Below are 21,164 nucleotides of genomic sequence, written 5' to 3'. Positions count from 1 at the left end.
TTGAGGGAAATCCTCCTCTGTTTCTTCTTATTGGCAGGAAATATGAACAATTAACTTGTGTTTCAGACTAGAATTATATTAAACTATTTTCATAAACTATAACGTGACGGTTAGGAGGAGATGTTCAGATGGGGCTGAGAAAAAGTATCGTATTGGTGAACTAGCACAGATTGCACAGGTGACGAAACGAACTGTAGATTATTATACAAATCTAGGTTTGCTTGCGCCTGTTAGATCTTGCTCAAATTATCGTTATTACGATGAATATGCTTTAAAACGATTACAATTAATCGTTCTTTGCAAACAGCAGAGATTGGCTCTTTCTGACATCAAATCCAGATTAGATGAACAATTCCCTTCTCAAAAGGAAGATCATGATGAACTTGTCCATTTAACCTCTGATATCGATCGGATGAATGAGCATATGGACCGCATTTTGGCACGTTGTAAGCAGCTTCAGCCAGAACAACGTGAAAAACTAAAAGAGCAGCTTACTCCTGAAAAAATGACGGCTGTCCAATCATTTTTACTGCTGTTAAGTTAAAATTTTTACTAAACAGGAGGTGTTACCTTCGTTCTCAAAGTCAGAACGAAGGCCTTAATTGGACATAGTTAATTTACTCATAGTTGCTTTACTTATAGCTTTAACCGCGTTTTTCGTTGCATCAGAGTTTGCGATCATTCGCTTAAGAAGCTCAAGAATTGATCAGTTAATCGCAGAAGGTAATAAAACAGCAGTTGCTGTCAAGCATGTAACGACTCACCTTGATGAGTACCTATCAGCCTGTCAGCTTGGTATTACCATTACCGCCCTTGGTATTGGTTGGTTAGGGGAAGAAACAATTGCGCATATGCTTGCGCCGCTCTTTGCAGAGTTGTCCATTCCTCAATCAGCTAGTTCTATTGTCACTTTTATTATTGCGTTTAGTATCATGACGTTTTTACACGTTGTCGTTGGAGAACTTGCACCGAAAACACTCGCCATTCAAAAGGCTGAGCAAGTATCCCTTCTTTTTGCTAGACCACTGATGATCTTTTACAAAGTGATGTTCCCGTTCATTTGGGTATTAAATGGATCTGCTCGTTTGTTAACGAAAGCGTTCGGTCTTCAGCAAGTATCTGAGCATGACATGGCGCACTCTGAGGAAGAATTGCGGATTATTTTATCAGAGAGCTATAAGAGCGGCGAGATTAACCAGTCTGAATTCAAATATGTAAATAAAATTTTCGAATTTGATGACCGTCTGGCGAAAGAAATTATGATTCCTCGTACCGAAGTTGTCAGCTTCCCTCATGATATTACCATTGAGGAAATGCTGAAGGTAACAAAGGTAGAGAAATATACACGTTATCCAATTGAAGATGGCGACAAAGACAACATTATCGGTGTTCTTAACATTAAAGAGGTTCTCACTGCCTGCATTAGCGGAGAGTGCTCTACAAGCGATACGATCGAAAAGTTTGTAAATCCGATTATTCATGTGATTGAAACGGTTCCTGTTCATGATTTACTGCTCAAAATGCAGCGTGAACGTGTACACATGGCCATTTTATCAGATGAATATGGCGGTACAGCAGGTCTTGTGACCGTTGAAGACATCCTTGAAGAAATCGTTGGTGAAATTCGTGATGAGTTCGACATTGATGAAATCAACGAAGTGCGTAAACTTGGAGAAGACCATTACATCTTTGATGGCAAGGTTCTTGTTGATCAAGTCAACCTGCTATTAGGTACACAGCTTGATAATGAAGAGGTCGACACAATCGGCGGCTGGTTCCTTACTCAGAAATATGAAGTAGAGAAAAATGACGCCATTCGTGAACAAGGCTATGAATTTATTATTAATGAAGTCGATGGACACCATGTGGCATACATCGAAGTAAAAAAGTTAAATGAACAATTATTAGAAGCAGCTGAAGAAGGCGCTTCGTAACAAAAAACGCCCACTTGCTTAAGCAAGTGGGCGTTTCACATTGTGGACAAAGGGCTAAAATGATTTTTATTTTAGCCCTTTGTCTTCTTTTTCAGCGTGATAGAAAACCTTTGAAGTCTAGGAAGGACGAGTACCGGAGCGGAGCGAATTGAGCATTCGTGAGCACCGGCACGCAGGACTGACACCGAATGCGAGGGTTTGTCTACACGCTGAAACGACCCTTGCCTAAGCAAGCGGTCGTTTTTCTTATGCCTTTTCCATTAATTGAGCTTCTAGCTCTTTGATTCTTGTATTTAATACTTCTGTCATGGCACCTAATCTATCTTTTGGCGGCAGATGGTCAAATTCAGACAGCTCAATCGGTTCACCAATGATTAAGCGCATTTTCCCTTTTTTGAAAAGGCTTTTCGCATTTGAAGGCCCTTTGTATGCGGCTGGAACAATTGGTGCTTTACCGAGCTGCGCAATGGTAACCGCCCCTCTTTTTAGAGGAACATCCTCTGTTGTACGTGTTCCGCTTGGAAAAATCCCAACGATCTTTCCCTCTTTTAATAATTTAATGGGCGTTTTAATACTGCTTGGCCCAGGATTCTCTCGATCAACAGGAAAGGCATGAATCTTTTTTAAAAATCCACCGATCCATTTATTTGCAAACAATTCTTTTTTCGCCATGTAGTGGATCTCAAACGGAAGAATTCCTGCGCCTAATGCAAGAACATCCACAAAACCCTCATGTGTACAAGCAATGACAAAACCCCGATCAGTTGGCAGATTCTCTTTTTGATATACTTTAATTCCACCTCGGAGACCAAATAATAGTTTGACGGTATAGCCTGAAAATTTATACATAGTGCACTTCCTTTGTTTGAAGAATGAAGGATTTGTCTCTATTATAACAAATTTTTTATTACCTGGTACTAAAAATTTGTACACAGTCCAATCCTTCCTATTTTTTTCGTTTAAAAATGAACGTTCTGACTGTATTCAAGCACAAGGTTTTAGGGGAGAATAGAATAGGAATTGTGTCCAATTTTGTCGTTTTTCGATGTTTTTTCCTGATTTGTTCTATTGAAAATACTTTATAAATGATGCAAATTTCGCTATGATAAGGAGAAATGATTTTGATTCGGCGAAAGAAATGAGTAATGTACGGTAATGAGAAGTTTCGTGCAACTTTATGCCTTTCTTATGCGTGTATAACATAGAGGGGAGAAAAATCAGTGACGATCGATGAAATTTATCAAATGTATATGAACGATGTTTACAGGTTTCTGCTCTCCATGACAAAAGACAAACATTTGGCAGAAGACTTATTGCAGGAAACCTTTATGCGTGCGTATATACATATTCATTCCTACGACCATAGCAAAGTGAAACCTTGGTTATTTCAGGTGGCACGAAATGCTTTTATTGATTATGTCAGGAAACATAAAAAAGAAGTGACCATATCGGATGACCTCATTGGCGGTCTTTTACAAACGTCTGTACAAAGCCCTGCTGAACAGGTTGAAATAAAGGAAGTCCTCACCATGTATTTAGAGCAGCTTCCAGATAACTACAAGGAAGCGTTGACATTGTATTATTTAAAAGAACTAAATTACAAGGAAGCATCCAAGGTCATGAATATTACTGAAGCAAATTTCAAAAGTGTTTTATTTCGTGCAAGGCAGCGCCTAAAAGCACTTTACAACAGAGGTGTTAATGATGAATGAAGAGTTTAACAAGCGATGGGAACAATATAATAATGGTGAGATGAATGAGGAAGAAATGATAGCGTTTGAGGAAGAGCTTGAAGAAAACGAAAAACGCTTAAGCCAGGAACTGAACGACTCGGATTGGACAGATTTTTCCATCAGTCCTGAGAAGCAAAAAGCCATTTTACAATACGGAAAAAGAAAGTCATATTTACGTATTTCCGTACTTGCTGTCATATCGACACTCATTATTTTACCGCTTTGTACATTAGGAAGTTATTTATACTACGGCGTTGGCGGAGCCGAGAGCAAAGGCAATCACTTCATGGAAACAGCCGCTGTCACCGTCGCTTTGACCAAACCAAACGTGGCCATTGATATGAAGGATTTAAAAGGTCAGGTCAAGCTTTTTGGGATGAACACCGAATTGAAGCTGCAAAAGCAAATTGGCAATAAAACAGAAGCCATTGGCAGTGAACAAATCGAGATGTTTTTCGATAAATTAAAGCAGCCTACTATTTCTTATTATGGTGACAGCGCACGCGAAACGGAGGGTTTCTTTACCCATCCTTCGGCGCAGGCAGATGCCTCAAAAAAACAAACACTCACTACGTTAGACAAACTTCCTGAAGGAACAGTAAGTGAAGTGTATGTATCCTATGACAGAGCTTACACACCAAAGGATATTTATTCCTTTGCTAAAAAATATGATATGAAAGTGCTGTGGAATGCGATTAAAACAGAGGATTCATTAAGTGGAAATCAGCGGCCAATCGGCTTTCCTGGGAAGGACTCTGAATTTTTAAAAGAGCTTCAGCACACATCAAAAACTGAGGTAGATCAATTCAAAGATGCCCTTGCTTATGTTAATCAGCACCCGACATGGGCAACAACGATCTCTGGCAGACCTGATCTTGATCTGTCTAATCGTATACGCTATATCGATCAAAATGGCGTCACCGTTTATGGCTCTGTGGTCACTGGACCTTCTAAAGAAATTGAGAAATTTGTAAAGACAAAACGCATTAAAACGGCAAAAGTGAGCGAGGTGGAATTATGGAATTGGTAAGAATTTTTAAAGAGCATAATGTATTTGGCTGGATTTCTGTCGGCACAGCGATATTATCCCTGCTCATGCTAAACCTCGCCATTATCAGCAACGTGACATTTTATTCTTTTCAAATGCTTCCTTTTGCAATGGCCGCAGTTCCATTTGGCATTATTGAACTGTTCATTAAAAAAGGCCGTACGGGTCCAGGTTTCCTCGGTGTCGTACTGAATATCTTTGTCATTGTTTGTGTCTATGCCATCGTATCAATCGATGTCGATCTTCAGTTAGGTTTTTAATCAGCACTCAAAAGCAAAAGCCCGTGTTACTTGACTAATGCCAAGCAGCACGGGCTTTTTTCATTTACTTTTTATTCAATTCTGAATGCTTTCTTGAATATAAGAAATACACAACCAGCCCAATGGCAAGCCAGATTAAGAAACGAACAAAGGTGATTGCACCAAGCTTATAAATGAGCAATCCGCAAGATAGAATAGCTAAGATCGGAATAAGCGGAACTGCTGGGCATCTGAAAGCTCGTGGTAAGTTCGGCTGCGTTTTTCTCATCACAATGACCGCCACTGAAATCAAAATAAATGCTGAAAGTGTCCCGATATTCACTAGGCTTGCCAGCTCATCAAGTGGAATAAATCCACCCATTAATGCTGACAATGTACCGAAGAACAGTGTATTGATGTAAGGAGTTTTATGCTTTGGGTGAACTTTTGATAATACCTTTGGCACCAAGCCATCACGAGACATGGCAAACATCACGCGTGTCTGGCCGTACAGCATGACAAGCATTACGGTTGTCATCCCTAGAATCGCTCCGACATCCACAATACCAGCCACCCAGTTTTGTCCGGCTACTTGTAAAACGAGAGACACTGGATGTGATACTCCTTCAAAATTCATGAAAGGAACAATGCCCGTCATAATCGCACTGACAACGACATAAAGCAGTGTACAAATCAATAAGGAAGTAATAATCCCCCTAGGCAGGTTGCGTGATGGATTTTTTGTCTCCTCTGCCGCAGAAGCAACTGCATCAAACCCAATAAATGCAAAGAATACTAGGGCTGCTGCACTTAAGACCCCTGATGTCCCAAATGGTACGAATGGTGTCCAGTTTTCAGGTTTTACATATTTCACAGCGACTAAAATAAAGAGCAGAATCACAGCAATTTTCATAATAACCATGATGTTATTGACTCGTTTTGATTCTTTAATACCAAAGTACAGCAGGAAGGTGATGACCATTAAAATAATAAATGCTGGAAGATTAAAATATGTCACTTGCCCTTTTAAACCACCTGGTGCTGCTGTTAACTCAACTGGTATATGAATCCCTATCCCATTTAAAAAAGACACAAAATAGCCTGACCAGCCCGCTGAAACGGCACTAGCGGCCAGCATATATTCTAATATTAAATCCCATCCAATGATGAATGCTAGAAATTCCCCCATTGATGCGTACGTAAATGTATACACAGACCCTGATACAGGCACTGTGGAAGCAAATTCCGCATATGACAGTGCTGCAAACAAACAAGCAAGACCTGCGATGACAAATGATAGAACAAGTCCTGGCCCCGCAGTGACGGCTCCTGTACCTGTTAGAACAAATATCCCTGTCCCGATAATGGCTCCAATGCCCAGCATGGTTAAATCAAATGAACCCAATTCCTTTTTTAATGCTTTTTCCCCTTGTGTTGCCGCAATGAGCTCTGAAATGCTCTTTTTTCTAAACAATGAATTGCTCATACCATCACTCCCAAAACTTAGTATCAGTCTAAAGACGCCACATTCATATAATTCACAATATTTTCTGAATATTTAGATTAAATTTAGCACAATAAATTGGTGGCGTAAAATTATTATATATGAAAATTAAAAAATGAAAACACTTTTTTTAAAAATAGAGTGAAAATTCTTATACATCAACGAAAATATTGTCAATAAAACGGTTAGATTTTCTTCAATCCTTATTCAATTGATAGTTTGGCTCCCTCTATTTATTATACAACATGGAAGATTATATTTTTTTCATATACTTATTATTCAACAAAAATAAGACCCTTTTTTTAAAAGCGGGTCCACAATTATGTTATTTTAAAGCCTTTAGACTGATAGTGATCTATGAGAAAAAGACCAGTTTCTGCGGCATAAATGATATATGAAAAAAGAGACTGCTTCATAGCAGTCTCTTAAAATGAATTAGTTTACAAATGTTTTCGCTCCAAGATAAATAGGCTTCCAATAGCTTGATGTCATATCACTGATCGTTACACCGTCAGAAGCAGCATGGATAAACTTATTGTTTCCAAGGTAGACACCCATGTGAGATGGACCTGATTTATACGTTGTAAAGAAGACAAAATCTCCAGCCTTTGGTTTGGATACACTTTTCATCGATCCCCAGAAACCTTCAGTTGTTTGTCTTGAAATCTTTTTTTGTTTGTTAATGATATACCACATAAATCCGCTGCAATCAAAGCCCTTCGGTGTCGTTCCACCCCATCTATATGGAGTACCGTTTTGCGCTTTAGCATCTGCTATGAGCTTAGACGTGTTTAAGGAAGAAGTAGAAACTGTTTTTTCTTTCACAGGTTTCGTCTTTACTTTAGACGTCTTTTTCACCTTTAGCTTTTGCCCGATTTTAATGAGGTCTGTTTTAAGTTTATTTAACGATTTCAACTCTTTCACAGTCATCCCATATTTTTTGCCAATCTTAGATAATGTATCACCTTTGACAACTTTATGAGTGGCAGTTGCTGAAGCCGTTTTTACTTTTGTTGTTGTTTTTGATGTCTTCACTGCTTTTTTCGAAGAAGTGCCATTCACTTTTAAGGTTTGTCCAACATAAATCACGTTAGATTTCAGCTTATTGTCTGATTTAATTTTGCTCACGCTTGTTTTGTATCTTTTCGCTAGAACAGAAAGAGAGTCACCTTTTTGAACTTTTACTGATTGTGCTGAGGCAGCTCCGGCAAATAATGTCGTCCCAAGTAGAACTGCACTTGCAGCTGTGATCAATTGTTTTTTCATTTGTTCCTCCTGTATGTATCTATCTGATCCGAATTTTTATCTACTCCCTATTATAAGGATCAAATACCAGAAGAAATAGTCTTGACTTCCTACGACATTATGCTTATTAATTCGGCAAAATTTATTTTTTTTTAGGGTTCTTTTTATTTCATTTTTATTACACAATCATGACAAAATAATCGCATCTTGTCATGGATAAATGATACATTCATTTCTCTTTTTGGTTCATTCTATGTAAAGTGGACCTTTACAATTTTAAAGTGAACTTTACGGTGCTGTAAAAAGGAATCCACACTTCTGCTCTACCATTGTAAACGTAAGAGCGATACATAAACAATGAGGAGGCAAAATGAATGAGTGTGTTGAAAAGCTCGAAAACGAAAATCGCTGCAGTGGCAGCAGCATCTGTGCTATCGATTGGCATTTTTTCAGGGATTGAATTTGGACAAGCTGACAAAGCTGAGGCTAAAAAGAAGCCGAAAAATGACGTGCAAAATGTGATCGTGCTGATTGGAGATGGCATGGGAACACCCTATCTTTCAACTTACCGCTCATTTAAACACAACGGTGACCTTTCAAAGCAAACAGCGTTTGACCCTTACCTCACTGGCATGCACAAAACATACCCTGACGACTCTAAAAATAACATTACCGATTCAGCAGCAGCTGGTACAGCCATGGCAACTGGTAAAAAGACATACAACAATGCCATTGGTGTAAACAAAAACGGCAAAAAACTAAAAACCGTTTTAGAAGAAGCCAAACGAAAAGGAAAATCGACGGGTCTTGTCGTGACATCTGAATTAACAAATGCTACGCCTGCTGCGTATGCCGCTCACGATGTGTCTAGGAAAAACACTGCAGCCATCGCTGATGATTTCTTCGATGAGAAAATCGGAAAACAGCATACAGTCGATGTCATGCTTGGCGGAGGACTTGTCGACTTTGTCCGAAAGGATCGTGATCTGACGAATGAATTCAGACAAGCCGGTTATGATTATGTCACCAATAAAGCCGCCTTACAAAAAAACAAAAATGAAAAAGTGTTAGGCATTTTTGCCGATGGAGGTCTCGATAAAGCCATTGATCGTGATCAAACGACCCCTTCCCTGCAAGACATGACATCCTCAGCCATCAAACAGCTGTCTAAAAACAAAAAAGGATTTTTCCTTATGGTCGAAGGCAGTCAAATTGACTGGGCTGGACATGATCATGATATTGTCAGTGCGATGAGCGAAATGAAGGATTTTGAAAAAGCATTTGAAGAAGCGATTCGTTTTGCGAAAAAGGATAAAAACACGTTAGTCATCACGACCGCGGATCATTCAACTGGCGGACTTTCCTTCGGAGCAGACGGTTCAGGGAGCTGGGATTACAAACCGGTAAAAGCAGCGAAAAAAACGCCTGACTTTATCGCAAACAAAATTGTCAGCGGCATGCCTGTCGAATCAGCCCTGAAACAATATATCAATCTTGATTTCACAAAAGAAGAAATAGCATCTATTCAAAAGGCCGCTGAAACAAAGGATACTGTTAAAATTGATGATGCGATTGAAGAAGTGATCAATACAAGATCACATACAGGCTGGACAACATCTGGTCATACCGGTGATGAAGTTCCATTCTTTGCGTATGGTCCAACAAGCCAGCAGCTAAAAGGTCTAATGGAAAATACCGATCAAGCAAAACACATTTTCAAACTGCTGAAAAACCAATAAAATGGACAAAAAAGATGTCTGCTAAGAGACATCTTTTTTGGTCTTTTTCATGCAAGATATTTCCTATGAACCCCTTTTCCATCATAAGAAAACATCACTTCTTTTCCTTCAAGAACGGACTCGATATGCACACTTCTTCCCCACAGCTGATATAAATACGGAAGGACTTTTTCTAAGTATTTCAGATCAAGTTCAATGCCTTCATACCAATGCTTGATATAAAGTTCGTTATTTTTTAAATAGTCGCCATCGATCACGGTCAAATACGGAAAGCCGCCATTCACTCTCATACTGACTAACTGATCACGAACCGCCTTCCATTCTTTATCAATGACTTTATAGTCTCTCCCCTGCTTTTGAAACAAGTACAAATCTTCTCTCATCACAAGGTCTTTCGTTAAGTAGTTTCGAATAAAGGAAATATCTGACTCAATTTCTCTGACTTCAAACATTTTACTGCGGCCAGATCCTTCTGTGACCCCTGCTTTTTTTAATTCTTCACACGGGTTGTTATAGCGCTCTTCGATATCTTCAAAAATCTTCAGCCCTAAATAGTAAGGATTGATGCCTGTTTTAGATGGCTGCACCACACCTGCATTTAATTTCGCAAACTCTATCGATTCACTTGAATCCAAATCAAGCTCCCGCATAATCCGCTGGTGCCAATACGATGCCCAGCCTTCATTCATAATCTTTGTTTCCAGCTGCGGCCAAAAATAGAGCATTTCTTCTCTCAGCATGGTAAGGACATCCCGCTGCCACGGCTCCAGCTCGCGGGAATGCGCCTCAATAAAGAGTAAAAGATCCTTTTCCGGCTTTGGCGGAAACTGCTTAACGGTTTTCTTTTTCTCACGCGTTTTCGGCTCATCCATTCCCCACAAATCATCATATGGCGTTTGACGTTTTGGTTTATCATCTTCACTTTCTTCATCGTCCATATTCCAGCTTAATTTTGATCGAACAAGAGACGGATCAATATGCTCTTGGATAGCCAATACGGCATCTAAAAAGGACTCGACTTCTTTTGTTCCATGGATATGCTCATATTCTTTGATCCGCTCTGCCGCTGCTGACATACTTTCGACCATATCTCGTTTTGTGTTTTGGAAACGGCAATTATTTTTGAAGAAATCACAGTGTGCCAATACATGAGCCACAATTAATTTATTTTGAACAAGCGTATTGTTATCAAGTAGAAAGGCGTAGCAAGGATTTGAATTGATGACAAGTTCATAAATTTTACTTAACCCTAAATCATAATGAAGCTTCATTTTATGAAATTGCTTCCCAAAGCTCCAGTGGCTGAATCGTGTTGGCATTCCATATGCACCGAACGTATAAATAATTTCCGCGGGACAGATTTCATACCTCATCGGATAAAAATCTAGACCAAATCCTTCTGCAATTTCTGTAATTTCATCAATCGCTCTTTGTAAAAGACGTTTTTCAGATACGCTCAAGGAAACCATCCCTCCTCATCGGACTTATCCCTACTATATGAGCGTATGTAAAAAAACATGATGTTCCGCCAATCGTTTAGACGACTTCTATTTCTTTCGTGGATTGCCCGCCGAATGCTTCGAAATGAATATGGTGTGCTGGAATTCCCAGCTCTTTTAGATGATGAATGATCTCCTGTGTAAACACCGGGGAACCGCATAGATAGAATTGGCCTTTCCCTTCTCCGATCACCGATTGAAGAAATGGACGGTCAATGCGGGAAGCCGCTTTCTCAACAAGTTCACCCTTTCCAGACTGCGCAAATTGTTCGTTACATAGGATGATGCGTCCATAGGAAGCTGAAGCTAGAACGCGTTCAAACTCATTTTCAAAAGCGTTTACATCCTCTAATCGATCTGCATGAATCATCGTGAATGTCTGGCTGTTTTGTGCGGCAGTTTTCACTAAACCAATCATTGGTGTGACACCAGACCCAGCACTGATGAAATAAACAGGCTCTTTTATGTCATCTTGCAAACAGAACATTCCCTGCGGCATACTCACTTGAAGAACGTCCCCTTCTTCCATTTCATCATGCAAAAATGTAGACACATGACCGTCACGCTTCACTGTAATACGGTAATAAGATGGATGATGCTCGTCTGATAAGCTGTATTGTCTGCTGCACATATAGGCTTCTCCTGGCATATCTGCCTGAACCGTAATGTATTGGCCTGCTTTATACATTGGCAGCTCTGATTCATCTTCTGGTACTAAATAAAAAGAGATAAGCGATGGAGATTCTTGCTTCTTTTTCTTAATCACAAACGGCTTCACATCTGCCCATCCGCCTGTCTGTTTCACATTTTCATCCATCATTTCTGCTTCTATGGTCATGAAAATATTCGCAATGATGTCATATGCAGCTTTCCAAGCTAATAAAGTGGCATTTTCTTCTCTTAAGCCAAACACCTCTTTCATCGCTTCAATCAGGTGATATCCGACAATTGGGTATTGTTCTTTTTTGACCATGACACTGACATGCTTATGGGCAATTTGTTTGACCGCAGGAAGTAATTCCTCTAACCGATCAATGTGCAGTGCAGCTTGATATAGTGTCGCAGCAAGTGCCTCTGGCTGACTTCCGTTCATCAGATTTGTTTTATTAAATTGATTGAGCAGCTCCGGGTGCTGGCGAATCATATTTTGATAAAAAACAGTGACAAGCTTGGTTCCCTCGGCTTTTAGTAGAGGAGCTGATTGCTTTATTGCATTCATTTGATCTTTAGATAACATCGTCATTCCTTCTTTCAAAAGAAGTATTTTAAATACATCTTTATCGTAATAGATGACAGTCTCTAAAAGCAATATTTATAATACATGTTTTAAATGTTGTCACATTTTACACTTTCTCGAACAGTTTTTGTCTAAAATGTGTTACGATGATACAAAACTCTATTAGGTTTAGAGGTCGTCAAAATGAAACTTACGAATTACACAGATTTCTCATTAAGGGTACTCATTTATTTAGCTTCGAGAGAAAATAATGAACTGTCAAATATTCAGCAGATCGCCGATGTTTATGGCATTTCTAAAAATCATCTGACGAAGGTGATTTATCATCTTGGAAAACGCGGGTATGTGGAAACAATTCGCGGAAGAAATGGCGGGATCAGGCTTGGAAAAAGCCCAGAAAGCATTAATATTGGAGAGGTTGTCCGTTATACAGAGGATGATTTAGTCATGGTTGAATGCTTTGATCCAAAGAAAAACAGCTGCATCATCTCCCCAATTTGTTCATTAAAGCATGTACTTCATGAAGCACTCACTGCTTATTTAAGCGTTCTAGACCGATACACACTAAACGATTTAACACAAAACAAAGATGCTCTTAGAGAGCTCCTGCTTTAAGGCGAAAGAATTTATTCTTTCGTCTTTTTCTTTACCTTCTTGTAATAATAATTTATTTAAAATTATTATAAATAAATATTGACTATCATGTTTGATTCAATATAATTAGGGTATATAGATTGCTAGAAAACACTTTTTTGTTTACAGGAGGAGAATAGAATGACAAATTCAAATCATAAAAATTTGACAACGAACCAAGGCGTGCCTGTTGGCGATAACCAAAACTCAAGAACAGCTGGTCACCGCGGACCTACCTTTCTTGATGATTACCATTTGATTGAAAAACTCGCACACTTTGACCGTGAACGTATTCCAGAGCGCGTCGTTCATGCAAGAGGCGCCGGCGCTTACGGTGTGTTTGAAGTAGAAAACAGCATGGAGAAACATACAAAAGCAGCTTTCTTAAGTGAAGAAGGAAAACAAACAGACGTTTTTGTTCGCTTCTCTACCGTTATTCATCCGAAAGGTTCACCTGAAACATTGCGTGACCCGCGCGGATTTGCTGTCAAATTTTATACAGAAGAAGGCAACTATGATCTCGTTGGTAACAACTTGCCGATCTTCTTTATTCGTGATGCATTGAAATTCCCTGATATGGTTCACTCTCTCAAGCCAGATCCTGTAACCAATATTCAAGATCCTGACCGTTATTGGGATTTTATGACCTTAACGCCTGAATCCACTCATATGCTCACATGGCTTTTCTCTGACGAAGGAATCCCTGCAAGCTACGCTGAAATGCGCGGTTCTGGTGTGCATACATTTAGATGGGTGAACAAATACGGCGAAGCAAAATATGTGAAATATCACTGGAGACCTTCTGAAGGTATTCGCAACTTATCTATGGAAGAAGCAGCGGAAATTCAAGCAAACGATTTCCAGCATGCGACAAGAGATTTATATGACCGCATTGAAAAAGGCAACTTCCCAGCATGGGACTTATATGTTCAGCTTATGCCGCTTAGCGATTATGATGACCTTGATTATGATCCATGTGACCCAACAAAAACGTGGAGCGAGGAAGATTACCCGCTTCAAAAAGTAGGACGCATGACACTCAACCGCAATCCTGAGAATTTCTTTGCTGAAACAGAACAGTCTGCTTTCACGCCAAGTGCATTTGTTCCAGGAATTGAGGCATCTGAAGATAAACTGCTTCAAGGCCGTCTGTTCTCATATCCTGATACGCAGCGCCACCGTCTTGGTGCGAACTACATGCGCATTCCGGTTAACTGCCCTTATGCACCTGTACACAATAACCAGCAGGATGGCTTTATGACAACGACTCGTCCAAGCGGTCATATTAACTATGAACCAAACCGTTATGCCGATCAGCCAAAAGAAAACCCTCACTACAAAGAAAGTGAGCCAGTTCTTCACGGTGACCGTATGGTGAGACAAAAAATTGAAAAACCGAACGATTTCAAACAAGCTGGAGAAAAATATCGAAGCTACTCTGAAGAAGAGAAACAAGCATTGATTAAAAACCTAACAGCTGATTTGAAAGATGTGAATGACCAAACAAAATTACTTGCAATCTGCAACTTCTATCGTGCCGATGAAGATTACGGCCAGCGATTAGCGGATTCACTTGGTGTGGATATTCGCGCTTATCTTCAAGGTAGCATGAAGTAATTCCATTTCGAAAAAAATTGTTGGACAAAGGGCTAAAATGATCTTTATTTTAGCCCTTTGTCTTTTTTGACTGAACGCCTCAAGCACCCTTTACAAAAAAAGGGGCTTTTTTATAATCGAAACACGTTAATACTAATCAAATGACCGGTCACCGGATGAAAATAAATTTCTGCATGTGCGGCAAAGCGAGTTGATCCTTCCTTTACAGTGACGCGAAACACATCTTTTGTCTGCTCATCATTCACTTCTGTCCGGCCAATGTAATGATAATCATTTAAAGCGGCACCTTTATATTCATCTTTAAACGCTGTGTACGCAAGTCTTTCCCAATTTTCAAACGGCTGCACCGCTGCTTTTGATGCAGGATGAATCATCAAACTGCCAAGCAAAACGATTCCTGCTGCAATAAGCATCCACCATTTCGGCTGCATGATATCATTGATCTCACTTTCATATATGTTTTGTTTAGGTTTAGCTGGCCGGTCCTTTTTCATACATGAAGCAATTATTCAGCCTATAATTCCCGGTACACGATTGATGCGGACACCAACTTTTCCCCTGAAAAAGTCGATATGATCCGAGCAAACTAATGAGGACTTCTCAAGGGAAAGGAGAAGGTTTAATGAATGTGGCGGATTATGATAAAGCACTTTATTATACGCATCGCTCGCAATGGGATAATTTACTTATTCTTATGGTACGTACGCAAGATGATTTGCTCTCGAAACGTATTGAGCATTTCTTACATGCGTATCAATTTAACCGGAACGATGCAGATGTTGAAAAATGTTTATATGGGCTCCTGCAGTACATTGACCATGCTTCAGAAGCTGCTGCTGCTGAAGTTTATTCACAACCGATGTACACATAAAGAAAAAGGGCTAAAATGAATTTTTTAGCCCTTCCCTTTTCCATACAATTAGCAGTGCGCAGTGCTGGGAACATAAAGTGGCTGATATGAAATAGACGGAAGCGTTAGAGATAATGTATGGATCTCATCACCTCCTTTAAAATAAAAAAAGACTTGATGAGCATACTCTCATCAAGTCTTTTTTTTGTTTTTCTATTAGAAATTAGGCTGTTCATGCTTCTCTTTTTACGCAAAAGGGCACGTCAAATAACCAACATCTGTGCTCTTTTTTATTCAATTCACTGAATTGAATGTGCGCTTAAAAGTTTTAGTCTGTCATAGCAGCTCTTTTGGCTGATTTTTTTGATAATCCACTGCATACAGAGCCGCTTGGGTTCGATCTGCCAGCTCTAATTTTGATAATACATGGGATACGTGCGTTTTGACAGTCTTTTCAGAAATAAACAGCGATGAGGCAATTTCTTTGTTGCTTTTGCCTTTTGCAATCTCAAATAAGACATCTCGCTCTCTATTGGTGAGCTCTTTCATCAATGCCCATTTCTGCTCTTTTGGCTCTGTCAGATGCTGCACAAGAAAGGTCGTGATATGACCATCTAACTGATAGGTGCCATTTTGCACTTCAATCATGGTCGAAAGCAGCTTTTCTGGTGCTACATCCTTTAATTGATAGGCCTTCGCCCCTGCCTGAATGGCGGGAATGACATAATCTTTATCCGCATAGCTTGTCAGGATCACAATGCGGGAGTCCGGCATTTCCAGCGTCATTTGTTTCGTTGCCTCAATGCCATTCATGACAGGCATAGACAAATCCATTAAGACAATGTCAGGCCGGGTTTCTCTGACAACCTCTAATGCCTCTTGCCCATTGGACGCCTCACCAACGATGTCCACATCAGACTGTGTCTGCAAGAAAAACACAAGCCCTTTTCTCACAATATGATGATCATCTGCAATGACAACTCTCATGACGATCCCTTCCTTTCTTGTGAAAATGGCACTTTTACATGAATCGTGGTTCCTTTACCTAATTCTGAATAGATACAAAATGTACCACCTGCTCTTTGGATGCGGTCAGACATCCCTTTCAGCCCAAGTGAAGGAAGGCTCATCTGCTCGTCATATTGAAAACCTTTTCCGTGGTCAATGATTTTCATCTCCAACGTGTCTTTTGATTGCTCAAGCTTGACCTCGACTTCTTCTACTTCCGCATGTTTTTGACAGTTATTCAGCGCTTCTTGACATACCCGAAACAAAGTTTCATTGTGAGAATGATCCATTTCTATACAGCCTGATAAAGATAAAGTGCAGCGTAATCCTAAAAGCTGTGCATACTCTTCAATTGCTGTCGTAAACCCCTTTTCAAGGCCTCTTGGTCTCAGCTGCCAAATGAGTGACCGCATTTCAATCAGAGCGTCTTGTGACAAATGCTGAATAAAATCAATCATTTCCCCTAAATTCTGATCACTTGTCATTTGCCGTGCAGCCTTAGCCGTCAGACTCACAGAGAACAGCATTTGGTTGACAGAATCATGCAAGTCCTGTGCGAGCCGGTTTCTTTCTTCCAGAAGTGCGTGCTGCTGTTCATTTTGCACAAGCTTCATCCGCTGAATGGCGGTGCCAATTTGAAGTGCAATGCTTTCAAGCAAATTCAGCTCTTCTTGCGTAAACGTGACTTTTCCTTTTGCCGCCACATTTAATAAGCCGAACGTACGCTTACACGCTTTTAGCGGTACGGTCGCATGATGAGTAATTCCTTCTGTATCCCCAAGCTTTTCTTCTATTGCCGTTTCAATCCGTTTGCAATTAATAATATTGGTGGCTGATTGCAGTGAACCTTTTGTATATCGGTTGATGCAATAACAATCATTTTGACACATGAGCTGCTTTTGATGCTTTGCAAGTGCTTCAGGTAAGGAAACCTCTGCCATCAGTTCATATGACCCGTCTTTTTCTATAAAATAAATCCATGCTGAATGAAAGCCTGTGACATCCATCAGCATATGGAGCACTTCATGGAGCGTTTCTTTCATTTCCATGCCTTCATTTAGCTTTTCAGCAATTTCTTTTAACGTTTTTAATGTTTCAACCTTCTCTTGGTATTCTCCCATACTGTTTACCCCCGGCATTTGCAGCCTTCACTTCTCATTACGCTCATTATACCATGAGCCCCCTCGTCGCTCTTTCTCCAAAAGAATGATTTCTTCTCATCCTTTTGGCTGAGAAAAAGCCATCATGTATTCATACACGACGGCCTTGTCTTTCGTTATTTCGCTGTTTCTTCCACAATATCATAAACGACTTTCATCACTTCTTCTGACAAATGCTTTAACTTTTCTTCACTATCTGTTAAAGACGTGCCTTTGACTGCAATATAAAATTTCACTTTAGGCTCAGTGCCGGAAGGTCTTAAGCAGAACCATGAACCATCCTCAAGGAAGTATTTCAGCACATTTGATGCTGGCAGGTGAATGGTTTCCTCTTTCTTTTCAGCCACAAGTTGTCTTTGACTTGATTGATAATCCTCAATCACTGTGATGCGCTGCCCTGCGATGGCAGCTGGCGGGTTTGTTCTAAAGGTATGAAGGATCGCTGAAATCTGCTCTGCTCCTTCTTTTCCTTTTAAGGTTAACGACTTTAATCCTTCCCGGTAAAATCCAAACTGCTTGAAAATATCGACAAGCGCATCGTACAAGGACTTGCCCTGCTTTTTATAGAAAGCAGCGACTTCAACGGCTAAAAGTGCCGCTTGCACCGCATCTTTATCTCGGGCAAAGTCACCGATCAAATAGCCATAGCTCTCTTCATAACCGAATTGAAACGTGTATTCTCCGCTCTTTTCAAACTGCTTAATTTTTTCTCCAATAAATTTAAAGCCTGTGAGTGTGTCTATCGTGTCGGCACCAAAAGCTGATGCTACAGCGCGCCCAAGCTCACTTGTAACAATGGTTTTCATCACAACGGGACGAGGCGGCAGCTGACCCAGCTTTTGTTTTTCAGATAATAAATAATGGAGCAGCAGAGCGCCTGTTTGGTTACCTGTTAAGACGATAAATTCACCTTCGTGATCTCTGACCGCAATGCCTAACCTGTCAGCATCTGGGTCTGTGGCAATGAGGATATCGGCATTTTGTTTTTCGCCAAGCTTGATGGCGTACTCAAATGCGGCATGCTCCTCTGGATTCGGCGAGGTCACTGTTGAGAATTGTGGATCTGGTTTTTCCTGCTCAGGCACAACAGTGACATGCTGATATCCAAGAGCATGCAGCCCGTTTCTGACAGGGTGATTGGCTGTCCCATGAAGCGGAGTAAACACGACTTTGACATCGACCTCATGTGCCAGCTCAGGGTGCACACTAATGGTTTTTAATTTTTCAATATAAGCATGGTCGATTTCTTCTCCGATTATTTTGATCAGCCCTTGCTGTTTCAACGTTTCTTCAGAATCAACTGAAATCGACAGTTCATTTTCAATTGCATCTACTTCTTGAATGACTTGATCTGCTTCAGATGGAGGCAGCTGCCCGCCATCTTCACCATACACTTTATAGCCATTATATTCTGGTGGATTATGACTTGCTGTCACGACGATTCCAGCAAATGCATGCAGCTCTCGAACCGCAAAGGAGAGCTCTGGTGTCGGACGCAATTCATCAAATACATACGTTTGAATGCCTTGTGAAGCAAGGGTTTTGGCTGCTTCCATCGCAAATTCAGGCGATTTATGGCGTGAATCATATGCAATGGCGACGCCTCTATTTTTTGCATCCTCTCCATGTTTCGCAATATACGCAGCAAGACCTGCTGATGCTTTACGAACAGTGTACACATTCATTCGGTTCGTGCCTGCACCAATCTCACCGCGCATTCCTCCAGTGCCGAACTCAAGGTTTTTGTAGAAACAGTCTTCAAGTGCCTGGTGGTCATCTTGATGCGTCTCCAGCCATTCCTTTAGTTCAGTATCCAGGTGCTTCTCATTGATCCATCGCTCATAATTCGTCTTCCAACTCATGGTCGTCCTCCCCAGCTCTTATCATCAATAAAATAACATCTACTGTTATTTTATATGGAATCATCCTTTATGTCATGCTATATCATTAGCAGTTAGAAAAAATGTTGCACAAATAAAAAAAGCCGATACATGATCGGCTTTCAGATTGTTGACAAAGGGCTAAAATGATCTTGCTTTAACCCTTTGTCTTCTTTTTATTCAGCATCAAGCGGTACGACTGCTTCATGGAATAGTTGATCTAATTCTGTTTGATGTTTCTGTTTTGCTGCTTCATCCCAGCCAAAACGCTCTGCCATGTAGTCAACAACAGGCTGTGCGTATTTTTTTGCCCAGTTGATATTAAATAATAGGCTTCCTGTTCTTCTTAAAAAGAAATCAACAGGTGTTACAGCTAGTTCTTCTTCGATCGCATAGACAAGCTCTGCCAGCACATATGCTGGAATGTTTCGTTTGTCTGCTTCCCCTTGAAGCTGCTCTACTCGTTTGTAGACACTGCTGACGTTTGAACCATATTTTTCAGCTAGTTTTTGTGCAATCGGTTCTGTTAAACCAACAGATGCGCCTTCTGCTGTTTTCGCTTGAACAAAGGCTGCCATGTTTTTAGATCCGCCTACATGGCCGCCTGAGATTGGCATATGTTTTGTTTTACATGGTCCGTAATCTTTGCCCGTTTCCTGTTTCAATCCATCACGTACTAGATCGACAATATGCTCAGCCATTTTACGGTAGCCTGTTAATTTACCACCAGCAATGGTGATTAAGCCTGAAGATGATGTCCACACTTCATCCTTACGAGAAATTTCTGAAGGGTCTTTGCCCTCTTCATGAATGAGCGGACGAAGACCGGCCCAGTTCGATTCTACATCTTTTTCTGTAATATTGAGGTCAGGGAACATGTACTGAATCGCTTGGATGACATAGTCACGATCGGCTTTTGTCATACGCGGGTGTTCCAGCTGTTTTTTGTACACTGTATCTGTTGTTCCAACGTACGTTTTGCCTTCTCTTGGAATGGCAAAGACCATACGTTTATCAGGCGTGTCAAAGTAAATCGCTTGTTTTAATGGGAAGACCGATTGGTCAAATACTAAGTGAATTCCTTTTGTATGCTGTAAGTGTTTTCCTTCTTTTGAGTGGTCCTTGTCTCTCAGCTGATCTACCCATGGACCTGTCGCGTTGACGATCTTCTTCGCATACACATCATATGTTTTCTGCGTCATGACATCTTCAATGACAACACCAACCACTTTGCCTTTATCATAAATAAATTCTTTTACTTTCGCATAGTTGACCGCTTCCGCTCCGAATTTCACAGCCTCTTTCATGACTTCAATTGTGAGGCGTGCATCATCTGTACGGTATTCAACATAGTAGCCGCCGCCTTTTAAGCCGTCCTTTTTGACAAGCGGTTCTTTTTCAAGTGTTTCTTTCGCACTTAGCATGCTTCTGCGTTCGCTATGCTTTACGCCAGCTAAAAAGTCATACACTCTAAGTCCAATAGAGGTTGAAAACTTACCAAATGTCCCGCCTTTATGCATCGGAAGAAGCATCCATTCTGGCGTTGTCACATGAGGACCATTTTCGTATACAATGGCACGCTCTTTACCGACCTCTGCGACCATTTTCACTTCAAATTGTTTTAAATAACGAAGTCCGCCGTGCACTAGTTTCGTTGAGCGGCTGGACGTACCTGCTGCGAAATCCTGCATTTCTGCAAGACCGACACGCATTCCGCGTGAAGCCGCGTCAAGTGCTGTACCAGCGCCTGTTATACCCCCACCAATGATAAACACATCATATGGTTTTTTTGTCATTTCCTGCAGCATTTGTTCTCTTTCTAAGCTAGAAAAAGTCAT

19 protein-coding genes are annotated in these 21,164 nt (G+C 40.5%); 9 read left to right on the top strand and 10 right to left on the bottom strand.

Annotated features, from left to right (window positions below; genetic code table 11):
* Positions 1–103 precede the first annotated feature (103 nt).
* Both NSU11_RS04890 and NSU11_RS04885 read left to right on the top strand, forming a co-directional pair.
* Positions 104–544 carry a MerR family transcriptional regulator gene (locus NSU11_RS04890; RefSeq protein ID WP_034667702.1) on the top strand — a complete coding sequence of 147 codons (441 nt, stop codon included), beginning with the start codon at positions 104–106 and terminating at the stop codon, positions 542–544.
* Positions 545–602: 58 nt separating this feature from the next.
* Positions 603–1,934: a hemolysin family protein gene (locus NSU11_RS04885; protein WP_087975657.1), complete on the top strand. Its 1,332-nt coding sequence runs from the start codon at positions 603–605 to the stop codon at positions 1,932–1,934.
* Positions 1,935–2,180: 246 nt separating this feature from the next.
* Here NSU11_RS04885 and NSU11_RS04880 read toward each other — a convergent pair whose 3' ends face one another.
* Positions 2,181–2,783 carry a 1-acyl-sn-glycerol-3-phosphate acyltransferase gene (locus NSU11_RS04880; RefSeq protein WP_197202928.1) on the bottom strand — a complete coding sequence of 201 codons (603 nt, stop codon included), beginning with the start codon at positions 2,781–2,783 and terminating at the stop codon, positions 2,181–2,183.
* A 371-nt stretch (positions 2,784–3,154) separates the two neighbouring features.
* Here NSU11_RS04880 and NSU11_RS04875 point away from each other — a divergent pair, with 371 nt between their 5' ends.
* From NSU11_RS04875 to NSU11_RS04865, 3 genes are read left to right on the top strand one after another with little or no spacing between them, the layout of a single operon-like run.
* On the top strand, positions 3,155–3,646 hold the full coding sequence (locus NSU11_RS04875; protein ID WP_024425287.1) for a sigma-70 family RNA polymerase sigma factor: 492 nt from the start codon (positions 3,155–3,157) through the stop codon (positions 3,644–3,646).
* Complete coding sequence (locus NSU11_RS04870) at positions 3,639–4,697, top strand: anti-sigma factor (RefSeq protein ID WP_024426591.1); 1,059 nt, start codon at positions 3,639–3,641, stop codon at positions 4,695–4,697. Before NSU11_RS04875 ends, NSU11_RS04870 begins: the two co-directional genes overlap by 8 nt.
* Complete coding sequence (locus NSU11_RS04865) at positions 4,685–4,975, top strand: hypothetical protein (RefSeq protein WP_024425288.1); 291 nt, start codon at positions 4,685–4,687, stop codon at positions 4,973–4,975. Before NSU11_RS04870 ends, NSU11_RS04865 begins: the two co-directional genes overlap by 13 nt.
* Positions 4,976–5,039: 64 nt before the next feature.
* On the opposite strand, the gene NSU11_RS04860 is transcribed toward NSU11_RS04865, so the two are convergent.
* Entirely contained in the window at positions 5,040–6,440 is a 1,401-nt protein-coding gene (locus NSU11_RS04860) for an amino acid permease (RefSeq protein ID WP_197202926.1), read from the bottom strand.
* Positions 6,441–6,893: 453 nt separating this feature from the next.
* Positions 6,894–7,724 carry a C40 family peptidase gene (locus tag NSU11_RS04855; protein WP_024426592.1) on the bottom strand — a complete coding sequence of 277 codons (831 nt, stop codon included), beginning with the start codon at positions 7,722–7,724 and terminating at the stop codon, positions 6,894–6,896.
* Between the two features lie 353 nt (positions 7,725–8,077).
* Here NSU11_RS04855 and NSU11_RS04850 point away from each other — a divergent pair, with 353 nt between their 5' ends.
* Complete coding sequence (locus NSU11_RS04850) at positions 8,078–9,442, top strand: alkaline phosphatase (RefSeq protein WP_041109908.1); 1,365 nt, start codon at positions 8,078–8,080, stop codon at positions 9,440–9,442.
* Positions 9,443–9,489: 47 nt separating this feature from the next.
* Here the strand turns inward: NSU11_RS04850 and NSU11_RS04845 are convergent, their stop codons facing one another.
* Both NSU11_RS04845 and NSU11_RS04840 read right to left on the bottom strand, forming a co-directional pair.
* Complete coding sequence (locus NSU11_RS04845; protein ID WP_024425292.1) at positions 9,490–10,902, bottom strand: SpoVR family protein; 1,413 nt, start codon at positions 10,900–10,902, stop codon at positions 9,490–9,492.
* 76 nt (positions 10,903–10,978) lie between these two features.
* Positions 10,979–12,178, bottom strand: coding sequence for a globin domain-containing protein (locus NSU11_RS04840; protein ID WP_149125813.1), 1,200 nt, complete (start codon positions 12,176–12,178; stop codon positions 10,979–10,981).
* 183 nt (positions 12,179–12,361) lie between these two features.
* Here NSU11_RS04840 and NSU11_RS04835 point away from each other — a divergent pair, with 183 nt between their 5' ends.
* Both NSU11_RS04835 and NSU11_RS04830 read left to right on the top strand, forming a co-directional pair.
* Positions 12,362–12,793, top strand: coding sequence for an Rrf2 family transcriptional regulator (locus NSU11_RS04835; protein ID WP_024425294.1), 432 nt, complete (start codon positions 12,362–12,364; stop codon positions 12,791–12,793).
* A 159-nt stretch (positions 12,794–12,952) separates the two neighbouring features.
* A complete protein-coding gene (locus NSU11_RS04830) occupies positions 12,953–14,428 on the top strand; it encodes a catalase (protein WP_024425295.1) in 1,476 nt (491 codons plus the stop codon).
* Between the two features lie 110 nt (positions 14,429–14,538).
* On the opposite strand, the gene NSU11_RS04825 is transcribed toward NSU11_RS04830, so the two are convergent.
* On the bottom strand, positions 14,539–14,802 hold the full coding sequence (locus NSU11_RS04825; protein WP_224426432.1) for a YqzG/YhdC family protein: 264 nt from the start codon (positions 14,800–14,802) through the stop codon (positions 14,539–14,541).
* Positions 14,803–15,050: 248 nt separating this feature from the next.
* On the opposite strand from NSU11_RS04825, the gene NSU11_RS04820 reads away from it, so the two are divergent.
* A complete protein-coding gene (locus tag NSU11_RS04820) occupies positions 15,051–15,299 on the top strand; it encodes a YhdB family protein (protein ID WP_024425297.1) in 249 nt (82 codons plus the stop codon).
* A 315-nt stretch (positions 15,300–15,614) separates the two neighbouring features.
* Here NSU11_RS04820 and NSU11_RS04815 read toward each other — a convergent pair whose 3' ends face one another.
* From NSU11_RS04815 to glpD, 4 genes are all read right to left on the bottom strand, one after another.
* Complete coding sequence (locus NSU11_RS04815) at positions 15,615–16,265, bottom strand: response regulator transcription factor (protein ID WP_024425298.1); 651 nt, start codon at positions 16,263–16,265, stop codon at positions 15,615–15,617.
* On the bottom strand, positions 16,262–17,407 hold the full coding sequence (locus tag NSU11_RS04810; protein ID WP_024425299.1) for a GAF domain-containing sensor histidine kinase: 1,146 nt from the start codon (positions 17,405–17,407) through the stop codon (positions 16,262–16,264). The genes NSU11_RS04815 and NSU11_RS04810 overlap by 4 nt, the downstream gene beginning before the upstream one ends.
* A gap of 155 nt (positions 17,408–17,562) precedes the next feature.
* Entirely contained in the window at positions 17,563–19,308 is a 1,746-nt protein-coding gene (locus tag NSU11_RS04805) for a phospho-sugar mutase (RefSeq protein WP_024425300.1), read from the bottom strand.
* A gap of 194 nt (positions 19,309–19,502) precedes the next feature.
* Positions 19,503–21,164 (bottom strand): glycerol-3-phosphate dehydrogenase, encoded by a 1,662-nt coding sequence (gene glpD, locus NSU11_RS04800; RefSeq protein WP_024426602.1) that lies wholly within the window; start codon positions 21,162–21,164, stop codon positions 19,503–19,505.

The organism is Bacillus sp. FSL R5-0712, assembly GCF_038593285.1.
In the GTDB taxonomy this organism is placed as follows: Bacteria; Bacillota; Bacilli; order Bacillales; family Bacillaceae; genus Bacillus; species Bacillus safensis.
The sequence above is the reverse complement of the archived record's forward strand: the minus strand, read 5'-3'. Positions and strand labels throughout refer to the sequence as shown.

Coding starts and splice junctions, on each gene's coding strand:
- NSU11_RS04810 (WP_024425299.1), bottom strand. CDS start 17,407: ATGGGAGAATACCAAGAGAAGGTTGAAACATTAAAAACGTTAAAAGAA.
- NSU11_RS04870 (WP_024426591.1), top strand. CDS start 3,639: ATGAATGAAGAGTTTAACAAGCGATGGGAACAATATAATAATGGTGAG.
- NSU11_RS04830 (WP_024425295.1), top strand. CDS start 12,953: ATGACAAATTCAAATCATAAAAATTTGACAACGAACCAAGGCGTGCCT.
- NSU11_RS04880 (WP_197202928.1), bottom strand. CDS start 2,783: ATGTATAAATTTTCAGGCTATACCGTCAAACTATTATTTGGTCTCCGA.
- NSU11_RS04825 (WP_224426432.1), bottom strand. CDS start 14,802: ATGATTCATCCTGCATCAAAAGCAGCGGTGCAGCCGTTTGAAAATTGG.
- NSU11_RS04850 (WP_041109908.1), top strand. CDS start 8,078: ATGAGTGTGTTGAAAAGCTCGAAAACGAAAATCGCTGCAGTGGCAGCA.
- NSU11_RS04815 (WP_024425298.1), bottom strand. CDS start 16,265: ATGAGAGTTGTCATTGCAGATGATCATCATATTGTGAGAAAAGGGCTT.
- NSU11_RS04805 (WP_024425300.1), bottom strand. CDS start 19,308: ATGAGTTGGAAGACGAATTATGAGCGATGGATCAATGAGAAGCACCTG.
- NSU11_RS04865 (WP_024425288.1), top strand. CDS start 4,685: ATGGAATTGGTAAGAATTTTTAAAGAGCATAATGTATTTGGCTGGATT.
- NSU11_RS04855 (WP_024426592.1), bottom strand. CDS start 7,724: ATGAAAAAACAATTGATCACAGCTGCAAGTGCAGTTCTACTTGGGACG.
- NSU11_RS04820 (WP_024425297.1), top strand. CDS start 15,051: ATGAATGTGGCGGATTATGATAAAGCACTTTATTATACGCATCGCTCG.
- NSU11_RS04835 (WP_024425294.1), top strand. CDS start 12,362: ATGAAACTTACGAATTACACAGATTTCTCATTAAGGGTACTCATTTAT.
- NSU11_RS04840 (WP_149125813.1), bottom strand. CDS start 12,178: ATGTTATCTAAAGATCAAATGAATGCAATAAAGCAATCAGCTCCTCTA.
- NSU11_RS04860 (WP_197202926.1), bottom strand. CDS start 6,440: ATGAGCAATTCATTGTTTAGAAAAAAGAGCATTTCAGAGCTCATTGCG.
- glpD (WP_024426602.1), bottom strand. CDS start 21,164: ATGACTTTTTCTAGCTTAGAAAGAGAACAAATGCTGCAGGAAATGACA.